The organism is Cobetia sp. UCD-24C (genome assembly GCF_001306765.1).
In the GTDB taxonomy this organism is placed as follows: Bacteria; Pseudomonadota; Gammaproteobacteria; order Pseudomonadales; family Halomonadaceae; genus Cobetia; species Cobetia amphilecti.
This window is the reverse complement of sequence record NZ_LJTD01000010.1, coordinates 13,782-31,183: the sequence shown is the minus strand read 5'-3', so window position 1 is coordinate 31,183 and position 17,402 is coordinate 13,782. Positions and strand designations below refer to the sequence as shown.

The following is a 17,402-nucleotide window of genomic DNA, read 5'->3' as shown; positions in this document are numbered from 1 at the left end:
TCACGAGACCCGACCATACTGGGCGTGCGTTCCTTCATCTCCACTCGTTTCACCGGGAGTCCGCCGCATGAGTATCCGTCTGCTTGCCTTTGCCGCCAGTACCCGCAAGGCCTCCGTCAATCGACGCCTGATCGAGCGCCTGGCGCACCACGCCCGGCAGGAAGGTGCCGAGGTCAGTCTGCTCGATCTCAACGACTTCCCGATGCCGCTCTACGATGGCGACAGCGAAGAGGCCAATGGCCGTCCCGCCAGCGCCGACCGCCTGCAGGAGATGCTGGCCAGCCATCAGGGGCTGTTGCTGGCGACGCCGGAATACAACGGCTTCTTCAGCCCGCTGCTCAAGAACACCTTCGACTGGCTGTCACGCCCGGCGGCGGATGGCCAGAGCGGCATGGACGCCCTGCGCGGCATGCCGGTCGGCATCGTCTCGGCCTCACCCGGTGCCATGGGCGGCATGCGGGCGTTGCCCTTCGTGCGCCTGTACCTGAACAACCTCGGCATGCTGGTCGCGCCCCAGCAGATCGCGGTCTCGCGTGCCGCCAGCGCCTTCCACGAGGATGGCAGCCTGGATGACGAAGGCCAGGACCACGCTCTCGCGGCTGTCGCCCGCCAGGTGATCGACCTGGCCAGCTTGCGCGCCTCCTGAAGCGCCACGCCTCTTTCCTCACAGCCACGTTCCCGGCCAGACACTTGGCGCCTGCCAAACAAGAACGGCCCCCTGCCATTGGCAGGGGGCCGTTCCTTGATGCGCTGTCTGTGACGTCAGAGCGTCAGTGCATCACCTCAGGCTTAGACCCAGATTCAGGCTCAGGCCGAGAAATCGATACCGATACGGCGACCGACTTCCTCGTAGGCTTCAATCACGCCGCCCAGGCCCTGACGGAAGCGGTCCTTGTCTAGCTTCTCGCGCGTCTCGGCATCCCACAGACGGCAGCCGTCCGGCGAGAATTCGTCACCCAGCACGACTTCACCCTTGAAGACGCCGAACTCGAGCTTGTAGTCGACCAGCAGGATGCCGCCGTCGAGGAACAGCTGCTTGAGGATGTCGTTGACCTGGAAGGTCAGTTCCTTGGCGCGCGCCAGGTGCTTGGGCTCTGCCCAACCGAAGGTCTCGACCAGCGACTCGTTGATCATCGGGTCGCCCTTCTCGTCGTTCTTGAGGAACAGCTCGAAGGTCGGCGGATTGAGCTCGATGCCTTCCTCGACACCCAGACGACGCACCAGTGAGCCGGCGGAGATGTTACGCACCACGCACTCCACCGCCATCATGTCGAGACGCTTGACCAGACATTCGTTGTCGCTGACCAGACGCTCGAAGTGGGTCGGGATACCGGCCGCCTTGAGTTTCTCCATGATGAAGGCATTGAACTTGTTGTTGACCATGCCCTTGCGATCCAGCTGCTCGATACGCTTGCCGTCGAAGGCGCTGGTGTCGTCGCGGAATTCCAGCAGCAGAAGATCCGGGTCGTCAGTGACGAAGACGGATTTGGCCTTGCCAGCGTAGAGCTCTTCACGCTTTTCCATGAGATTCCCCCTGATGACGCTAGACGCGTCGAGTGTTGAGGCGGTCGACGATGAATCGATCACGCTTGAGTCTGTCACGCCCAGTCGAGAAGGACCGTGGCGTTGGTGTATGGCGTGATTCGAGAGCTGTCCATCTGGTCAGCTCATCCAGAATCACAAACGCCCGATCGCGAAGCGACCGGGCGTCATGAATATCAGGCGATGGCCTGCCAGCCAAAGCCGCTGTCCTGCGCGGCGATGATCAGGCGACTATCGTCATCCGCAAGCCAGGGGGCCAGTGCCTCCCGGGCCAATGACGGATGGTTGTTGCTCTCCGACAGGTGCGAGGCCACCAGCCGCTGCAGGCGCGCCAGCCCCAGATAGGGCAAGGCGGCACACGCCTGGGCATTGGCCAGGTGACCGAGCCGCCCCCCGACCCGCCGCTTGAGGCTGGGCGGATACGGCCCGCTGGCCAGCATCTGCGGATCGTGGTTGAACTCCATCACCAGTGCGTCGCAATCGGCAAAGCACTGCAGCACATGCTCACTGACGTGGCCGAGATCGGTCAGCACGCCGAGGCGACGCGTGGCCGTCTCACCGCGCCGGTTGAAGACGAACTGCACCGGCTCGCGCGCATCGTGGGGCACCGTGACCGGCAGAATCTCGAGATCCTTGATCGCGAACTCCTGCTGCGGCGTGATCAGATGCCGACTCGGCAGCGCGCCGAGCTTCTTGGCACGCCCGGCAAGCCAGGTGCCGGTGGTCAGATGCACCGGCACACCATGGCGACGCGCCAGCGGCCCCACGCCGCTCAGGTGATCACCATGTTCATGCGTGACCAGCACGGCGTCCAGCTGCGAGGGATGCACCCCGAGGCGCGCCAGGCGGGCCTCGGTCTCCTTGAGGGTGAAGCCGCAATCGACCAGCACCAGTGCCTCGCGAGTGCGGATCAGCGTGCCGTTGCCCTTGCTGCCGCTGCCCAGCGAAGCCATCGCCATCACGCCCTGGGCGTCGTCACTCGGCCCACGGGCGGCCGTCAGGCCAGCCGCCAGCGCCCCACTGCCTGCCACCGGGAGGGGGATCTGAAACGACGCAGCCGCCTCACCCGACGAGTCGTCAGATGAGGCGGCGCAAGGCGTGTCGAGCCACATGCTCAGCGCAGTGTCGACGCCACGGCGTCGAGCAGCTCACGCGCCAGTGCCGGCGTGGTCTCTTCACCATCGGCACGGGTCGCCGTGACCAGAGTGTGGTCATTCTCGGCGCGCAGCTTGAGTACCATCGGCACCGGGTCACCATCGCCGCCGATACCCAACCAGCCGCCATCACGCTCTTCACGCGGGATGTAATCGACCATGAACTCGCCACGCGAGCGGTCCTGATCGGTCAGCGTCTGGTAGTCGGTGTTGAAGTTCTTCTGCAGCTGATAGAGCAGCTCGGCCCAGCTGCGCTCGGTATCCAGCGCCAGGTCGACCTGCCAGGTGCCATCGCGGCCTTCCAGGCGCACGCGGTCATCACGACTGAGCGACTGGGCCGCCAGCGAGACGCCGCTATCGGCGGAAGACGCGGCCAGATAGCCGCTCAGCGCGTTCAGGCAGCTGCCGGCGACATCGCCGCCCTGCTGACAACGCACTTCGGAGGCATCGGCACGCAGCCCCTGGCTGACGCTGATGATGCCCTGGGCCGTGGTGATCTCGCCCTTGCCGGCATCGATGCTCTGCACATCCAGGCCCTGGTCGCGCACGAAGGACTGCAGACGTGTCCACACCGCTGCCGGCGCGGCGTTCACGGCCAGCCAGCGGGCATCGCCACTCTGACGCATGGCGACGAACTCACGCCCGCCCTGCTCGCTGGTCGCCAGCGGCTGGGGACGCGGTGCCTCGAAGTCGTCGCTGGCCAGGAAGTCACTGCTGGCCTGCGGCACCGGCATGGAATCCTGGTAATCACCACGATTGATCGTGTCCGGCAGCTCCAGCGGCGGCGCGATGCTGGCATCGGCATACTCGCTGTTGCGATCGTAGTAGTAGCCATCACTGGAACAGCCTGCGACCGCGAGCGCCGTCAGCAGGGCCAGTGGCACGAAACGCTGACTCATCAGTTGAGCACCTCGGCCAGTTGCAGTGCTTCCTCAACCGTGGAGTGATACTGCTCGGACAGCCAGGTCAGCGGCAGACGCACGCCGGATTCCGGCGACAGGCCCATGCGGTGCATGGCGAACTTGACCGGGATCGGGTTGGACTCGACGCCCATCGCGGAGTGCAGCGGCATCAGGCGCGTGTTGATCTGGTGAGCGCGCTCGGCATCGCCGGCCACGGCGGCTTCACACATCTCGTGCATCAGGCGCGGCGCGACGTTGGCCGTCACGGAGATATCGCCGTGGCCGCCCATCAGGATGAAGTCACAGGCCGTGGGGTCATCGCCGGAGTAGAGCGCGAAGTCAGTGCCCTTGAGGCGGTCGATCAGTTCCTGACCGCGCTCCAGGTTGCCGGTGGCATCCTTGAGGCCGACGATGTTGTCGAGCTCGGCGAGGCGGAAGACCGTCTCGTTGTAGATATCGGAGCAGGTACGACCCGGCACGTTGTAGAGAATGACCGGGATACCGGCCTGCTCGGCGACGGCCTTGAAGTGCTGGTAGAGCCCTTCCTGGGTCGGCTTGTTGTAGTACGGCGCCACGGAGAGGCAGTAATCCGCACCGACTTCCTTGGCGTAGCGAGCCAGCTCGACCGCTTCGGAGGTGGCGTTGGCGCCCGTGCCGGCGATGACCGGAATCTTGCCGGCGACCGTCTCGACCACACAGCGGATGACATCGAAGTGCTCCGCGAAGGACATGGTGGTCGGCTCGCCGGTAGTGCCGGCGGCGACGATGGCATCGGTGCCATTTTCGAGGTGGAAGGCGACCAGCTGGCGCAGGGCGTCCCAGTCGATCTCGCCGGTGGCCTTCATCGGGGTCGCCAGTGCGACAATGCTACCTGTGATCATCCCTCGAATTCTCCTCTGGTGCCTGATGCGCCAGGCGTGTCCCTGTGCTGTTGAAACAGCAGATCCCGGGGACAGACATCTGACATAGATTGGTTGACGCAGGACTCTGATTGCGTGGGCACGCCGACACGCGAGTCGCGCCAAGGGTGATGATGTTACAAAGACCATCGAAGCCTGTACAGACGCCATCTGCACCGGTTGTGCAAAGCGATGGATTCCCTCGCCTGTCCACGGGACAGATGCACGCCGGACGGGCCCGATGACGCCGGTCGCCAAGGCGGTGAAACACAAGAGTTCTGCCCCGTCTTTGACAAGTTCGGGCACCCTGCGTGTAATGCAGGACATACCGCAGAACCGGGCAAGCGCGATGCCCATGACTGCCGGTTTTTTTCCTCATTCCACACTGTCAGCCGCCACATGGCCGTCAGTCATCGCCAGGAGAGCACGATGAGCGTCAGCCTCGGTCAGCCAATTCCCGATTTTACCGCACAAGCCACCAGTGACACCGAAGTCACCCCGGCGAGCCTCAAGGGCAAGCAAGCCGTCATCTATTTCTACCCGAAGGACCACACGCCGGGCTGTACCACCGAAGGCGGTGACTTCCGCGACAACCTCGAGGAATTCGAAGCGGCCAACACCGTGATTCTCGGCGTCTCCCGCGACAGCCTGCGCACCCACGAGAACTTCCGCGCGAAACAGGGCTACCCGTTCGAGCTGATCAGCGATCCGGACGAGACCCTGTGCAAGATCTTTGACGTCATTCACATGAAGAAATTCATGGGCAAGGAAAGTCTCGGCGTGGTGCGCTCCACCTTCCTGATCGACGCCGACGGCAATCTGGCCCGCGAATGGCGTGGCGTGAAGGTCAAGGGCCATGTCGAGGAAGTGCTGGAAGCCGCCCGCGAGCTCAACGCTGACCGCTAGTCTCGAATGGCAGCAGCTCGTGGAGAAACAGCTGAGCAGAGAGCGCCTGTGCGCCAGCCGCCTCAACAATGAAAAAAGCCCCGCCGATTGGCGGGGCTTTTTCGATCAGGCGCTCTTGTCCGCGACCCGATTCTCCTCGGCGCGCGCCCGGCGCGGCCAGGCATAGAGCAGCGACTTCATCAGGGTCGCCAGCGGGATGGCGAAGAACACCCCCCAGAAGCCCCAGATGCCGCCGAAGAACAGCACCGCGAGGATGATCGCCACCGGATGCAGATTGACCGCCTCCGAGAACAGCAGCGGCACCAGCACGTTGCCATCCAGCGCCTGGATGATGCCGTAGGCGATCATCACGTACATGAAGGTATCGCCCAGTCCGTAATGGAACCCGGCGACGGCGGCGACCGGCAAGGTCGCCCCTGCCGCGCCGATGTAGGGAATCAGCACCGAGAAGCCGACCACGATCGCCAGCAGCGCCGAATACGGCAGCCCGAAGGCGACGAAGGTGACATAGCTGACGCCGCCGACGATGACGATCTCGATCACCTTGCCGCGCACGAAGTTGGCGATCTGGTCATCCATCTCGTTCCAGACCCGGCTCATCAGCAGGCGCTTGCGTGGCAGCAGCGCCAGCGTGAAGTCCACCAGCCGCTCGCGGTCCTTGAGCATGAAGAACACCAGGATCGGCACCAGCACCAGGTAGATCACCACGCCCATCAGGTTGCCCAGCGACGCCAGCGACAGCGATACCGCGCGCTGCCCGAACTGGGTCAGCTCTCGTCCGGCGGCGCCGACCCACTGCTGGACCTGCTCCGGCGTGATCAGGCCGGGGAAGCGCTCCTGCAACTCGCCCAGCCAGCGCTGCCCGGAGGCGAACATGCCGGGAATCTCCTGGATCAGGTTGGCCAGCTGATGCCAGACCAGCGGCAGCAGAATCAGCGCACTGGCCAGCATGATGCCCATGAACACCAGCGTCATCAGGCTGACCGCCGCCAGGCGCGGCAGGCCACGGCGCTCCATCCAGCTCACGCCGCTCTGCAGCAGGAAGGCGACGATCAGGGCGGTGAAGAATGGCGCCAGCATGCTGCCGAGCAGAATGACGGCGGCGAACACCAGCACCAGCACCAGAAACAGCACCACCGCTTCTTCATCGGAGAAATAGCGCTCGATCCAGCCACGCAACAACGTCTTCATGGTCATGACGGATCTTCCTCGCACAGCGCCTTGATCACGAAGCGATAATCGCCCTCTGGCGTCTCTTCACGCGAGACCAGCGCGTGATCGCTCAGCGCCAGATAGGCAGGGATGTCGCCCCAGGCGCCGGCGTCGCTGGCGAGGACCTCGAGTTGCTCGCCGGCACTCATGCCAGCCAGTTTGAGCTTGGTGCGCAGCAGCGGCAACGGACAGTGCAGGCCGCGCGCATCCAGCGTCTGCAGGTGGGTATCGGCCGTGGAGTCAGCCATCGGATTCGCAGTCTCAGCGCCAGGTCGTTCGAATGCCATCTGCCCTTCCGTTCTCGTTATGATGTTCTGCCGCACGCCATGGAGGGTGCAGCTTGAAAACGCCCCGATTTAAGGGCACCTTGCCTGACAAAGCAACTTTCCGCCCTGCGCGGCTGCGTCTTGCCCGGACTCGCGCAGGGCCGTCAACGCCAGTGCGGCGCCCGGCAATCCTGCGAGCCGACCGCACCTTGCGCCATATCGAAGAGGATTGCCTGCATGTCGTTGCTGCCCCCCTTGAGCGGACGCGTCCGCATCGGACGCCGCGGGCTTGCCACCCTGTCGAGCGCCCTGCTCGGCCTGTTGCTGATGGGCGCGCCGGTCGCCAGTGCGCCGGCCGCATCCCACAACGACTATGGACTGCCTGACCTGGGGAGTGCGAGTGGCGGCATCTCCAGCAACGATGAATATCGTATCGGTCGCGCCTGGCTGCGTCAGTTCCGCACCCATGTGCGTGAATGGGATGATCCCATCACTCTGGACTGGATCGGTAGCATCGTGCGTCAACTGGCGCCGTGGAGCGAGCTGGATGACCGCAATTTCATCATCACGCTGGTCGCCAGCAGCCAGCTGAACGCCTTCGCGGTGCCCGGCGGCGTGGTCGGCGTCAATACGGGCCTGTTCGCCTTCGCGCCGGACCGCGACGCCTTCGCCTCGGTACTCGCCCACGAACTGGGCCACCTCTCCCAGCATCACTTCGCGCGCAACATGGAGCGCCAGGCCGAGACCCGCCTGCCGACACTGGCCGGCTTCCTCGCCGGCATGGTCATCGCGGCGGGCGGAGGCGGTTCAGCGGGCATCGCGACCATGGCCGGCACCCAGGCCGCTGCCATTTCCGATCAGCTGGCCTATTCGCGCCGCTTCGAGCAGGAGGCCGACCGCGTCGGCATCGATGCGCTGTCACGCGCCGGCTTCGACCCCGAAGCCATGCCGCGCATGTTCCGCGCCATGCAACGCATGGCCAGCCTGCAGGGCGGCAATGCACCGGAATTTCTGCTCACGCACCCGGTGACCGAGGCGCGCATCGGCGACACCCAGGCCCGTGCCGACGCCATGCAGAAGGTGACACCCGACCCGCTCGCGCAGCTCGCCTACGCGATGATCCGTGCCCGCGCCTTGCTGGCGTTCAATCTGCGCCAGCCCGAGCAGGGACTGACGACACTGCGTGAAGACAACCCCGACCCCGACGCGATTGCCTACTATCAGGCGCTGGCCGCGGCGGAGCACAACCAGGTCGACAAGGCGCTGGCCGCGCTGGATCGCCTGCATGACAAGCATCCTGACCTGACCCTGATCAGCGCCAGCGCGGTCGAGGTCGCGCGGGATGCCCGGCGTTATGAGGAGGCGACCCGCCGCGCCAGACGCCTGCTGCGCCTGCAACCCGACTACCTGCCGACCCGGCTGGCCATGGCGGAAGTCGCGCTGCAACAGGACCCCGCCGCCGCGCGCCAGCAGCTGGAAGACATGCGCCGCGATCATCCCGATGACCCCAAGGTCTGGAGCCTGGCCTCCGAAGCCAGTGGGCGCAGCGGCCACACCGCCGAGGCCTTCCTGTATCGCGCCGAATTCGACCAGCTGGAGGGCCGCATGGACAAGGCCTTCGCTCAGCTCAAGCTGGCCGACGAGGCCGCGCGCAAGAACGGCGACTTCAGCATGGCCAACCGTATCAGTTCACGCCGGGAAGACTTCAAGCGCTATCGCAACGCCATCGAGGAGTTCTGAGGCACGCTCCCTCTCGCAGCACCAGGCAAACAAAAACCGCCGCCCCGGGGAATCGGGAGCGGCGGTTCTGGTTCATGCAGGCAGCAATCGGTGGCGATCAGCGTCAGCGCTCAGCCGCGATTGAATTCCAGCATCCGCGTCAACGGCTTCAGGGCGCGCTCACGCAGGTCATCATCGACGAAGACTTCCTCGGCATTGGCTTGCGCCGGATCGCGACGCAGCACGGCGGCCAGATTCTCCAGGCCGTTCATCGCCATCCACGGGCAGTGCGCACAGCTCTTGCAGGTCGCGCCATTGCCGGCGGTCGGCGCCTCGTACAGCTGCTTGTGCGGCGCGGCCTGCTGCATCTTGAAGAAGATGCCACGATCGGTCGCGACGATCAGCTGCTGATTCTCGAGCTCGACGGCGGCCTTGATCAGCTGCGAGGTGGAACCGACCACATCGGCCAGCTCGACCACCGACTGCGGTGATTCCGGGTGCACCAGCACCGCGGCGTCCGGGTAGACCTTGAGCAGGTCACTGATGCCCTGGGCGCGGAACTCGTCGTGGACGATACAGGCACCGTCCCACAGCAGCATGTCGGCCCCAGTCTGCTTCTGCACGTAAGCGCCCAGATGCTTGTCCGGCGCCCAGATCAGCTTCTCGCCCCGGGCGTGCAGGTGCTCGATGACATCGACGGCGATCGAGGAGGTCACCACCCAGTCGGCGCGCGCCTTCACGGCCGCCGAGGTATTGGCGTACACCACCACGGTGCGGTCGGGATGGGCATCACAGAAGGCCGCGAACTCGTCTTCCGGGCAGCCGAGGTCCAGCGAGCAGGTCGCCTCCAGCGTCGGCATCAGCACGCGCTTCTCCGGCGACAGGATCTTGGAGGTCTCGCCCATGAAGCGCACCCCGGCGACGATCAGTGTCGAGGCGTCATGGCGAGCGCCGAAGCGTGCCATCTCGAGCGAGTCGGCCACGCAGCCGCCGGTTTCCTCGGCCAGCTGCTGGATGGCGTCGTCACAATAGTAATGCGCGACCAGTGCGGCATCACGCTCGATGAGCAGCTGCTTGATCTCGTCGATCAGCGCGGCATCTTCGGCGGCGGGGCGTGTCGGGCAGTAAGCGCGGGCCAGATGCTCGCGCACCTGCTCACGGACGGCATTGTGGGCCTCACGACCCGGCATGGCATTAGTCAGGCTGTTCATGTGTCTCTCACCTAGCCCACAGGGGCTCCCCCTGTGCTGAGTGGGTCAGGACTCGGCCCGGGCACGAACGGCCCGTGGCGGCCCTGCCAGCGCTGCAGCTGGGCTCCCCAGACTGCGGCGTGTGCCTTGGGCGTCTATCGCCCGCAGCGTCGTCCGCACTGGGCGGACATGAGCCTTGGCTCGCCCACAAGGATACGCCTGGCGCGATCGCGGCTCCAGTCGACTTGGGGGCAACGGACTCTTTCCTTTCGCGTAACAAAAATTGCCCCGCGCCAATGAAGGCACGGGGCAAGATCTGGTGGGTCGTGAGGGATTCGAACCTTCGACCAATTGGTTAAAAGCCAACTGCTCTACCACTGAGCTAACGACCCAAAACTGGGTGGCGGATGGTGGGTCGTGAGGGATTCGAACCTTCGACCAATTGGTTAAAAGCCAACTGCTCTACCACTGAGCTAACGACCCGCCGCCGGGTGCTTTGCAAGAGACCATTCCAGAGAATGGTGGGTCGTGAGGGATTCGAACCTTCGACCAATTGGTTAAAAGCCAACTGCTCTACCACTGAGCTAACGACCCTTGCGAAGCGGGACGTAAGATACCGCCGATCCCGTTTCGACGCAAGCCTTTTGCAAAAAAACTTCAAGCAAATGACCAGCTTGTCCGCTGGCACCTCGCGAAACGCCCGCGCCAGCGCGCGGCCAGCCCCTGTGACAAAGACCCGCAAGCCCGCGATGGGCGCGGGCTTGCGGGTTACCACTTAGGTCGCACGAGCTTGTGGCATGTCCACGAGCTTATGCCATATCAGTGAATGACGGCATGTTGCCGCCCTCACCGACTGCGCCATCAGCGCGGCTTGCGCGTACGCTGCGGCGGCTTCTTCATGGCGCGCACCGGACGACGCTTCTGCTTGTCGCGGCTCCAGCGATTCTGCTCGTCCGGCGTCAGGGCCGGCGCCTTGCGATGCTCGAGACCTGCCAGCGTGGACAGTTCATCGATCTCGCTCTGCTCCATCTCCACCCACTCACCGGCGCGAGCGCGCTTGTCGAGGAAGATGTTGCCGTAGCGCACGCGCTTCAGGCGGCTGACGGTCAGCCCCTGGGAGTCCCACAGACGGCGAACCTCACGGTTGCGGCCTTCCATGATCACGACGTGGAACCAGCTGTTGATGCCTTCACCACCGAATTCCTGCACATCGGTGAAGCGTGCCGGGCCATCTTCGAGCATCACGCCATTGACCATGTTGACGACGTGCTCACGCTTGACCTCACCCATGACACGCACGGCGTACTCACGCTCGATCTGGGTCGACGGGTGCATCAGACGGTTGGCCAGCTCACCATCGGTGGTGAACAGCAACAGACCGCTGGTGTTGATGTCGAGACGACCGATCGCGATCCAGCGCTCGCCCTTCAGACGCGGCAGACGCTCGAAGACGGTGCGGCGGCCTTCCGGGTCCTTGCGCGTGCACAGCTCACCTTCCGGCTTGTTGTACATGATGACGCGACGCGCCGTCTCTTCGGCGCCCTTCAGGCTCTGCGGACGATCATCGAGGCTGACCTGGTCACGCGGGCCGACGCGATCGCCCAGCTGGGCGACCTTGCCGTTGACCTTGACGCGACCGGCGCTGATGGCGACTTCCATCTCACGGCGGGAGCCGAGACCGGAGCGCGCCAGCACCTTCTGCAGTTTCTCGTCTTCAACCAGCTTGTCGCCCTTGGCCTGCGGCGGCAGCGGACGCAGTTCCGGCGCGTCGGCGGCGGCCGGCTTCTTGCCGACATTGGCCTTGCTGCCACGCGTGGACTTGCCGGTATCACGGGTCGGGCGAGCCTGCTCGCCACGCTTGTCGGCAGCATCCGCCGCGCTTTTGTCCGCGACGTTCTTGTCCGCGAAGGCCTTGCCGGTCACGGCCTTGCCACCGGCGTGTTTGCCGCCAGCCTGCTTGTTGCCTGCCTGGCTGCTGCCGGGGCGAGAGGTCTTGCGCTTATCAGAGTCTGTCTTGCTCATGACATGAACCATTTCATCTATAGGAGTTTCGCCTACGCAGGGTCGTCATCATCGACGGTCCCGGCAGCGGAGGAGTCGTGCGGCTGCGCATCGGCAGCGTCGTCATCCTCGTCTGCACCGCGCAAACGTTGGCTGAGGCGCGCTTCGAGTGTGGCGAAGTCGAACCCCGAGCCGGTGGACGCCATCCCGGCGTGATCATTTTCCGCCTGTGAGGCGGAGGGTGCTGCTGTGTTCGGTGTGTCAGCCGAGGCGCCGGAGGTATCGAGTGCGCGCATCTTCAGCGCCTCTTCCAGCTGCTCGGCGGTGACGTCCGGCGGTTGCCAGTCATCGGGCACCGGGGTGCCAGTGTCGGTCTCAATACCTGACTCAAGACCTGTCTCAGCGCCTGACTCAGTCTTTCCCCCAGTCTTTTCCCCAGTCTCTGCGTCAGGTGCTGACTCAAGCGCTGTCTCACGCTCTGGATCAGCCCCCGCATCAGCGCCGTCTGCCGGTGCCTCCTCCGCCTCGCCGTCCGGGTCATCCGGCAATGGCAAGGTCTGAGAGGGCGGCACATCATACAGGTCTGCCTCGAGCTGTTCGAGTCCTTCGAAGCCTTTCAGTTCATGCACCGGCGGCAGCTCTTCCAGCGTCTTGAGCCCGAAGTCATCGAGGAACTGACGCGTGGTGGCGAATACCGCCGGACGCCCCGGCACATCACGGTGGCCGACCACTCTCACCCAGCCGCGCTCGACCAGGGTACGCATGATCGAGGAGCTGACCGTCACGCCACGCACCTGCTCGATATCGCCGCGGGTCACCGGTTGACGATAGGCCACCAGCGCCAGGGTCTCCAGCAAGGCGCGTGAATAACGTTGCGGGCGCTCTTCCCACAGCCGCGATACCCAGGGGGAATACTGCTGGCGCACGCGCAGCCGCCAGCCACTGGCGGTCTCGATCAGCTCCAGCGCGCTCTTGTCGGCCGGGTGACGCGCTTCCAGCTTGCCCAACGCCTCGCGCAGCGCAGGCCTGGTCGGGCTTGAATACTCATCGAACAGACCGGCCAGGCGCTCAAGCGTCAGCGGCTCGCCGACGGCCAGCAGGGCCGCTTCGATGATCTGGTCCAGCGGGACATCGCGCAAACTCATGACGCCGCGTTCTCCTGCTCGTCGGATGGGGGAAAGGAAGGTGACGTCTGCGCATCATCGGACGCTGCGTCATCGTACGCTGCGTCATCGAACGCCCCCTGATCGGCCGCCACCTCGTCTTCGTCGGCGAATTCCAGCGCCAGCCAGTCCTCGTCATCCTCGGGGTCCGGTTCCGGCGTGCGGGCGCGCACGTGAATCGGTGACAGCGGCGCGTTCTGGACGATCTCGATCATCGACTCCTTGGCCAGCTCCAGAATCGCCATGAAGCTGACCACCACCCCGGCACGCCCTTCCTCGAGCGTGAACAGCTTCTCGAAGGGCGTGAAGTGCTCATGGGTCAACAGATTCATGATCGCCAGCATGCGCTCGCGAGTCGACATCACCTCACGCGAGATGGTGTGCGCCTGGACGAGGTCCGCCTGACGCAGGAGACCGGACAACGCGCCGAGCAATTCCGACAGGTCGACATCAGGGTGCACCACCCGCGTCTCGAGTTCGGGCAGGTCTGCCGTGGCCACGAACCAGTCGCGGCCCTGACGCGGCATCTCATCCAGCCCTTCGGCGGCCAGCTTGGTCTGCTCGTATTCCTGCAGGCGGCGAATCAGCTCGGCGCGCGGGTCCTCTTCCTCGTCGTCATCACTCGCCTTGGGCTGACGCGGCAGCAGGCTGCGCGACTTGATCTCCGCCAGCATCGCGGCCATCAGCAGGTATTCACCGGCCAGATCGATCTGCATGGCGTGCATCAGCTCGACATACTCGATGTACTGATGGGTGATGGCCGCGACATTGATGGCGAGGATATCGAGATTCTGGCGACGGATGAGGTAGAGCAGCAGATCCAGCGGCCCCTCGAAGGTCTCGAGAAAGACACGCAGCGCCTCCGGCGGGATGTACAGGTCCTGCGGCATCTCGGTGAGCGCGGTGTCGTTGACGCGCGCCAGCACCGTCGACGCCGCCGTCGGGGGCGTGACGAGAGGTGCGGGCTGATGCCCGTCGGTGAGGGCAAAACTGGCGCCATCGAGCAGGTCGCTCATGACATCTCCTGCAGGAGGCGGGTGAAGGTGGGTCTGGGGGACGGGCATTCTAGCGGCTCGCGCCCCATCCCCCAAGTCTTTACGCCGCCGGTGATACGCCGGTGCCGCGCTCGACGCCGCCCGTGTCTAGCGATAGGTCAGGCCGATCACGCGCCGCAGCTCATCCAGGGTGTCACGCACGGTGTCGCGGGCCCGCTCGGCGCCTTCAGTCATCATGGTGCGCACCTTGCCATGCTCCCCTTCCAGCGCCTCGGCACGCTCGCGAATCGGCGTCAGCGCCGCGTCGACATGCTCGATCAGACAGCCCTTGCAGTCCAGGCAGCCGATGCTGGCATCACGGCAGCCCTCCTCCACCCACTGGCGGTCCGAGGCGGGCGTGAAGCTTTCATGCAGCGTCCACAGCGGGCAGCGCTGCGGGTCGCCGGGGTCCTTGCGGCGCACGCGCGCAGGGTCGGTGGGCATCTCGCGCACGCAGGCCGCGATATCGTCGCGCCCGCTGCGCAGGAAGATGGCGTCTTCCCGTGCGGCCTTGTGTGTCTTGAGCTCCATGCCCAGCAGCGGCTCGACCTCGCCCTGCCAGTGTTCCGGCTCGCCGAGGATGCGCCGCCCGCCGCCTTCCAGATAGCCGAGCAGGCGCTCCTGCTGGTTGCGGTTGAGCTTGCTGGTCTCGGCCAGCAGGCCACGCGCGCGCTCGAAGGCCTCGAGATCGCCCTCTTCCTGATAGTCGCTCAACCATTCGCGATACAGGCGACCGCTCTTCTTGCCCAGGCGCGCGATGGCGCGTTCGGCCTGCTCCTCGAAGCCGGCATCGCGGCCATAGCGATGATTGAAGCGTCGGGCGACCTCACGGGTGAACTCGATATGCGCACGCTGCTCGGGGCCGGCGGGCACCACCTGCCCCCGCAGCGCCAGAATGTCGGCCGCCTGCATCAGAGGCGCACCGAGCATGGCCAGGCTGGCACCCTGCTGCTCCCTGAGCCCGGCGACCATCTCGCGGTAGCTGGGCAGACGCTCCAGCCAGGCCTTGGGCGTGACGCTGGCCAGGATCATGTGCACATCGGTCAGCTCCGGCACCCACGACTGGATGAACAGGGTAGCGACCTTGGGGTTGACCCCACAGGCGAGACAGTCGATCACCATCGCCCAGCTGTACTGCTCGATCTCGTGAGGCGCGTGACCGCTGACCGCCAGCGCGTTCCAGTCGGCGACCAGAAAATAGGCATCATGATGGTATTGCAGCTCGGTCCAGCGCCGGATCACTGATTGATAGTGTCCGAGTTGCAGGTGTCCGGTGGGGCGTAAGCCGGACACCAGCCTGGCCGAGGTATCGGTGGCACTCACCTTGTGAGTTCTCCCTGAGGCGTATGAAGCCGCCAGTCTAGCAACCCGAGGCCCCGATCAGCATCCCCGCGACGTCGTGTCCCTGACAACATGCGCCACGCGACCGGATCACGCAGCGGCCAGCGCGCCTGTCAGCCGGCGGCGATACCGGTGCGATAGCGCCCGGCGTAGTCGAACAGCTTGTCGCGGATCTGCCAGTAACGCCCGCTCTTGCGCCCGATGACGAAGTCCGGCGCCTTGAGACGCTCCTCGCCTGCCAGCACCTCGGCGATGTCCTTCGGCGCCCAGTCACTGCCCGGCGCGCGCAGATGACGCGAGAGGAAGCTCAAGCGGAAGGCGTGACGCTGGGCGGAGGTCTCGAGCGCGAACCACTCGGACAGATCGGTGCCATCCTCGTCGTAATAGGTCACCTTCAAGCGTGGCAGGCCGCGCCCGTTGCGCGCCTCCTCCAGCTGCCAGCCGCTGACGCGCAGCACCCGTGCATCACGAAGCTTGAGCGCATCGCGCAGCTTGTCATCCGGATCGACCAGTCGTGCCTGACAGGCATGACAATGGCGTGCGGCGATGTCATTGGCCTCGCCACACTGCGGACAGGCCTTGGCGCGATAACGGAAGTCGCACTGCACCAGCGGCCTGCCCTCACCCTCCGGCGACTCGACCAGCCCCTGACACCGGCGCCCGAAGTGCTCGACCACCAGCTCACCATCCTTGCGTCCCCAGAACAGATTGGCATTGCCGCATACCGGGCACTCGACCTGCACGATCTCGGTGTCGCCGGCCGGCTTCGGCGTCGCCACCTCCGGCGCGTAGAGGTCCCAGGGATTGCCGGCGTAGTCGAGAATCAGACAGTCCGTCTTGCCGGGGCTCAGACGCAGGCCGCGCCCGACGATCTGCTGATAGAGACTGACGGATTCCGTGGGCCGCAGGATGGCGATCAGATCGACATGCGGCGCATCGAAGCCGGTGGTGAGCACCGCCACATTGACCAGATACTTGAGCTGCTGGGCCTTGAAGGCATTGATCAGCCGCTCGCGCTCCTCGCCGGGGGTCTCACCGGTGATCAGCGCCGCCTCGCCGTCAGGCAGGAGTGCGGTGACTTCCTCGGCATGCTCGACGGTGGAGCAGAACACCATCACGCCGCGCCGCTCGCGTGCCTGGGCGACGATATCCAGCACGATGCCCGGCGTCGCGCGCGAGCCCTGCACCACTTCGTTGAGCTCCGCCTCCTGGAAGCTGCCGCCGATACCGGGCGCCAGCTGCGAGAAGTCATAGCGCGCCACCGCGACATCGACGCGCCGCGGCTCACTCAGAAAGCCCTGCCGCACCATCAGGCGCAGCGGCTGCTCGAAGACGCAATCACGGAAGAAGCAGTCATCATCACCGCGCACCATGCCGTGATAGTGACGATGGAAGATGAAGCCCTGACCGAGACGATACGGCGTCGCCGTCAGCCCCAGCACCTTGAGGCGCGGATTGTGCTCACGCAGATGATTGATGACCTTGCGATAGCTGGCGTCCTTCTCCAGCGAGACCCGGTGGCACTCATCGATCACCAGCAGCGTGAAGGGCGCCGCCTGTGCATCAGCCGCCTGTTCCTCAGGCGTGAAGGCATCGAGGTTGCGCACCACTGACTGCACCGAGCCGAACACCACCTGACGCGAGGCCTGCTTGCGCTTGAGGCCGGCACTGAAGATGTCGGCGTCCTTGCCATAGGATTCGTACTTGGCGTGGTTCTGCTCGACCAGCTCGCGCACATGCGCCAGCACCAGCACACGGCCACGCGCGATACGCGCAAGCTCCGCGATCACCAATGACTTGCCGCTGCCGGTGGGCAGCACGATCACCGCCGCCTCATCACTGCGACGAAAGTGCTCGACGGTACGCCGCACGGCCTCCTGCTGATACGGACGCAGCTCAAACATGCAGCGCCGTCCAGCAAGACACATGAGTGGGAGCGCTGCCGGCAGGCAGGCCCAGGGAAGTGATGGCTGACAGGGGCGTGAGGGCTGACAGGAACATTGACATCAAGGGGCCGCCGAATCGCAGGAAGGGACAATGTCCCCATTATCCGCATCAGCGACTGCAGCGGCA

15 protein-coding genes and 3 tRNA genes are annotated in these 17,402 nt (G+C 65.0%); 3 read left to right on the top strand and 15 right to left on the bottom strand.

Annotated features, from left to right (window positions below):
• Positions 1-67: 67 nt before the first annotated feature.
• Positions 68-646, top strand: coding sequence for an NADPH-dependent FMN reductase (locus tag AOG28_RS13845; RefSeq protein ID WP_043333775.1), 579 nt, complete (start codon positions 68-70; stop codon positions 644-646).
• Positions 647-807: 161 nt separating this feature from the next.
• On the opposite strand, the gene purC is transcribed toward AOG28_RS13845, so the two are convergent.
• The 4 genes from purC to dapA all read right to left on the bottom strand — a co-directional run bounded on the left by purC (position 808) and on the right by dapA (position 4,479).
• Entirely contained in the window at positions 808-1,524 is a 717-nt protein-coding gene (gene purC / locus AOG28_RS13840) for a phosphoribosylaminoimidazolesuccinocarboxamide synthase (protein ID WP_043333774.1), read from the bottom strand.
• Between the two features lie 194 nt (positions 1,525-1,718).
• Positions 1,719-2,501, bottom strand: a complete 783-nt coding sequence (locus AOG28_RS13835) for an MBL fold metallo-hydrolase (RefSeq protein ID WP_043333823.1) — start codon at positions 2,499-2,501, stop codon at positions 1,719-1,721.
• A gap of 155 nt (positions 2,502-2,656) precedes the next feature.
• Entirely contained in the window at positions 2,657-3,595 is a 939-nt protein-coding gene (locus AOG28_RS13830; RefSeq protein WP_054556839.1) for a hypothetical protein, read from the bottom strand.
• A complete protein-coding gene (dapA, locus tag AOG28_RS13825; RefSeq protein ID WP_043336386.1) occupies positions 3,595-4,479 on the bottom strand; it encodes a 4-hydroxy-tetrahydrodipicolinate synthase in 885 nt (294 codons plus the stop codon). Before dapA ends, AOG28_RS13830 begins: the two co-directional genes overlap by 1 nt.
• Before the next feature lie 447 nt (positions 4,480-4,926).
• On the opposite strand from dapA, the gene AOG28_RS13820 reads away from it, so the two are divergent.
• Positions 4,927-5,403 carry a peroxiredoxin gene (locus AOG28_RS13820; RefSeq protein WP_054556838.1) on the top strand — a complete coding sequence of 159 codons (477 nt, stop codon included), beginning with the start codon at positions 4,927-4,929 and terminating at the stop codon, positions 5,401-5,403.
• Between the two features lie 105 nt (positions 5,404-5,508).
• Here AOG28_RS13820 and AOG28_RS13815 read toward each other — a convergent pair whose 3' ends face one another.
• Both AOG28_RS13815 and AOG28_RS13810 read right to left on the bottom strand, forming a co-directional pair.
• Positions 5,509-6,600: an AI-2E family transporter gene (locus tag AOG28_RS13815; protein WP_043336373.1), complete on the bottom strand. Its 1,092-nt coding sequence runs from the start codon at positions 6,598-6,600 to the stop codon at positions 5,509-5,511.
• On the bottom strand, positions 6,597-6,863 hold the full coding sequence (locus AOG28_RS13810; protein ID WP_043336423.1) for a sulfurtransferase TusA family protein: 267 nt from the start codon (positions 6,861-6,863) through the stop codon (positions 6,597-6,599). Before AOG28_RS13810 ends, AOG28_RS13815 begins: the two co-directional genes overlap by 4 nt.
• Positions 6,864-7,118: 255 nt before the next feature.
• Here AOG28_RS13810 and AOG28_RS13805 point away from each other — a divergent pair, with 255 nt between their 5' ends.
• On the top strand, positions 7,119-8,621 hold the full coding sequence (locus tag AOG28_RS13805; protein ID WP_082388809.1) for a M48 family metalloprotease: 1,503 nt from the start codon (positions 7,119-7,121) through the stop codon (positions 8,619-8,621).
• 110 nt (positions 8,622-8,731) lie between these two features.
• On the opposite strand, the gene nadA is transcribed toward AOG28_RS13805, so the two are convergent.
• From nadA to AOG28_RS13760, 9 genes are all read right to left on the bottom strand, one after another.
• Entirely contained in the window at positions 8,732-9,790 is a 1,059-nt protein-coding gene (gene nadA / locus AOG28_RS13800; protein WP_054556882.1) for a quinolinate synthase NadA, read from the bottom strand.
• 317 nt (positions 9,791-10,107) lie between these two features.
• Positions 10,108-10,182: transfer RNA gene (locus AOG28_RS13795), tRNA-Lys, on the bottom strand.
• 16 nt (positions 10,183-10,198) lie between these two features.
• A tRNA-Lys gene (locus tag AOG28_RS13790) sits at positions 10,199-10,273 on the bottom strand.
• A gap of 36 nt (positions 10,274-10,309) precedes the next feature.
• Positions 10,310-10,384 (bottom strand) — tRNA-Lys (locus AOG28_RS13785).
• 267 nt (positions 10,385-10,651) lie between these two features.
• Positions 10,652-11,512 (bottom strand): 23S rRNA pseudouridine(2605) synthase RluB, encoded by an 861-nt coding sequence (gene rluB, locus AOG28_RS13780; protein ID WP_043336411.1) that lies wholly within the window; start codon positions 11,510-11,512, stop codon positions 10,652-10,654.
• Positions 11,513-11,844: 332 nt separating this feature from the next.
• Positions 11,845-12,936 carry an SMC-Scp complex subunit ScpB gene (gene scpB / locus AOG28_RS18935; RefSeq protein WP_054556837.1) on the bottom strand — a complete coding sequence of 364 codons (1,092 nt, stop codon included), beginning with the start codon at positions 12,934-12,936 and terminating at the stop codon, positions 11,845-11,847.
• Positions 12,933-13,970 carry a segregation and condensation protein A gene (locus tag AOG28_RS13770; protein ID WP_082388808.1) on the bottom strand — a complete coding sequence of 346 codons (1,038 nt, stop codon included), beginning with the start codon at positions 13,968-13,970 and terminating at the stop codon, positions 12,933-12,935. Before AOG28_RS13770 ends, scpB begins: the two co-directional genes overlap by 4 nt.
• Before the next feature lie 126 nt (positions 13,971-14,096).
• Positions 14,097-15,311 (bottom strand): hypothetical protein, encoded by a 1,215-nt coding sequence (locus tag AOG28_RS13765; protein WP_054556836.1) that lies wholly within the window; start codon positions 15,309-15,311, stop codon positions 14,097-14,099.
• 131 nt (positions 15,312-15,442) lie between these two features.
• The gene (locus tag AOG28_RS13760; RefSeq protein WP_054556835.1) at positions 15,443-17,233 is read right to left on the bottom strand and encodes a DEAD/DEAH box helicase; all 1,791 of its coding nucleotides are present in this window, start codon (positions 17,231-17,233) and stop codon (positions 15,443-15,445) included.
• Positions 17,234-17,402: the final 169 nt, after the last annotated feature.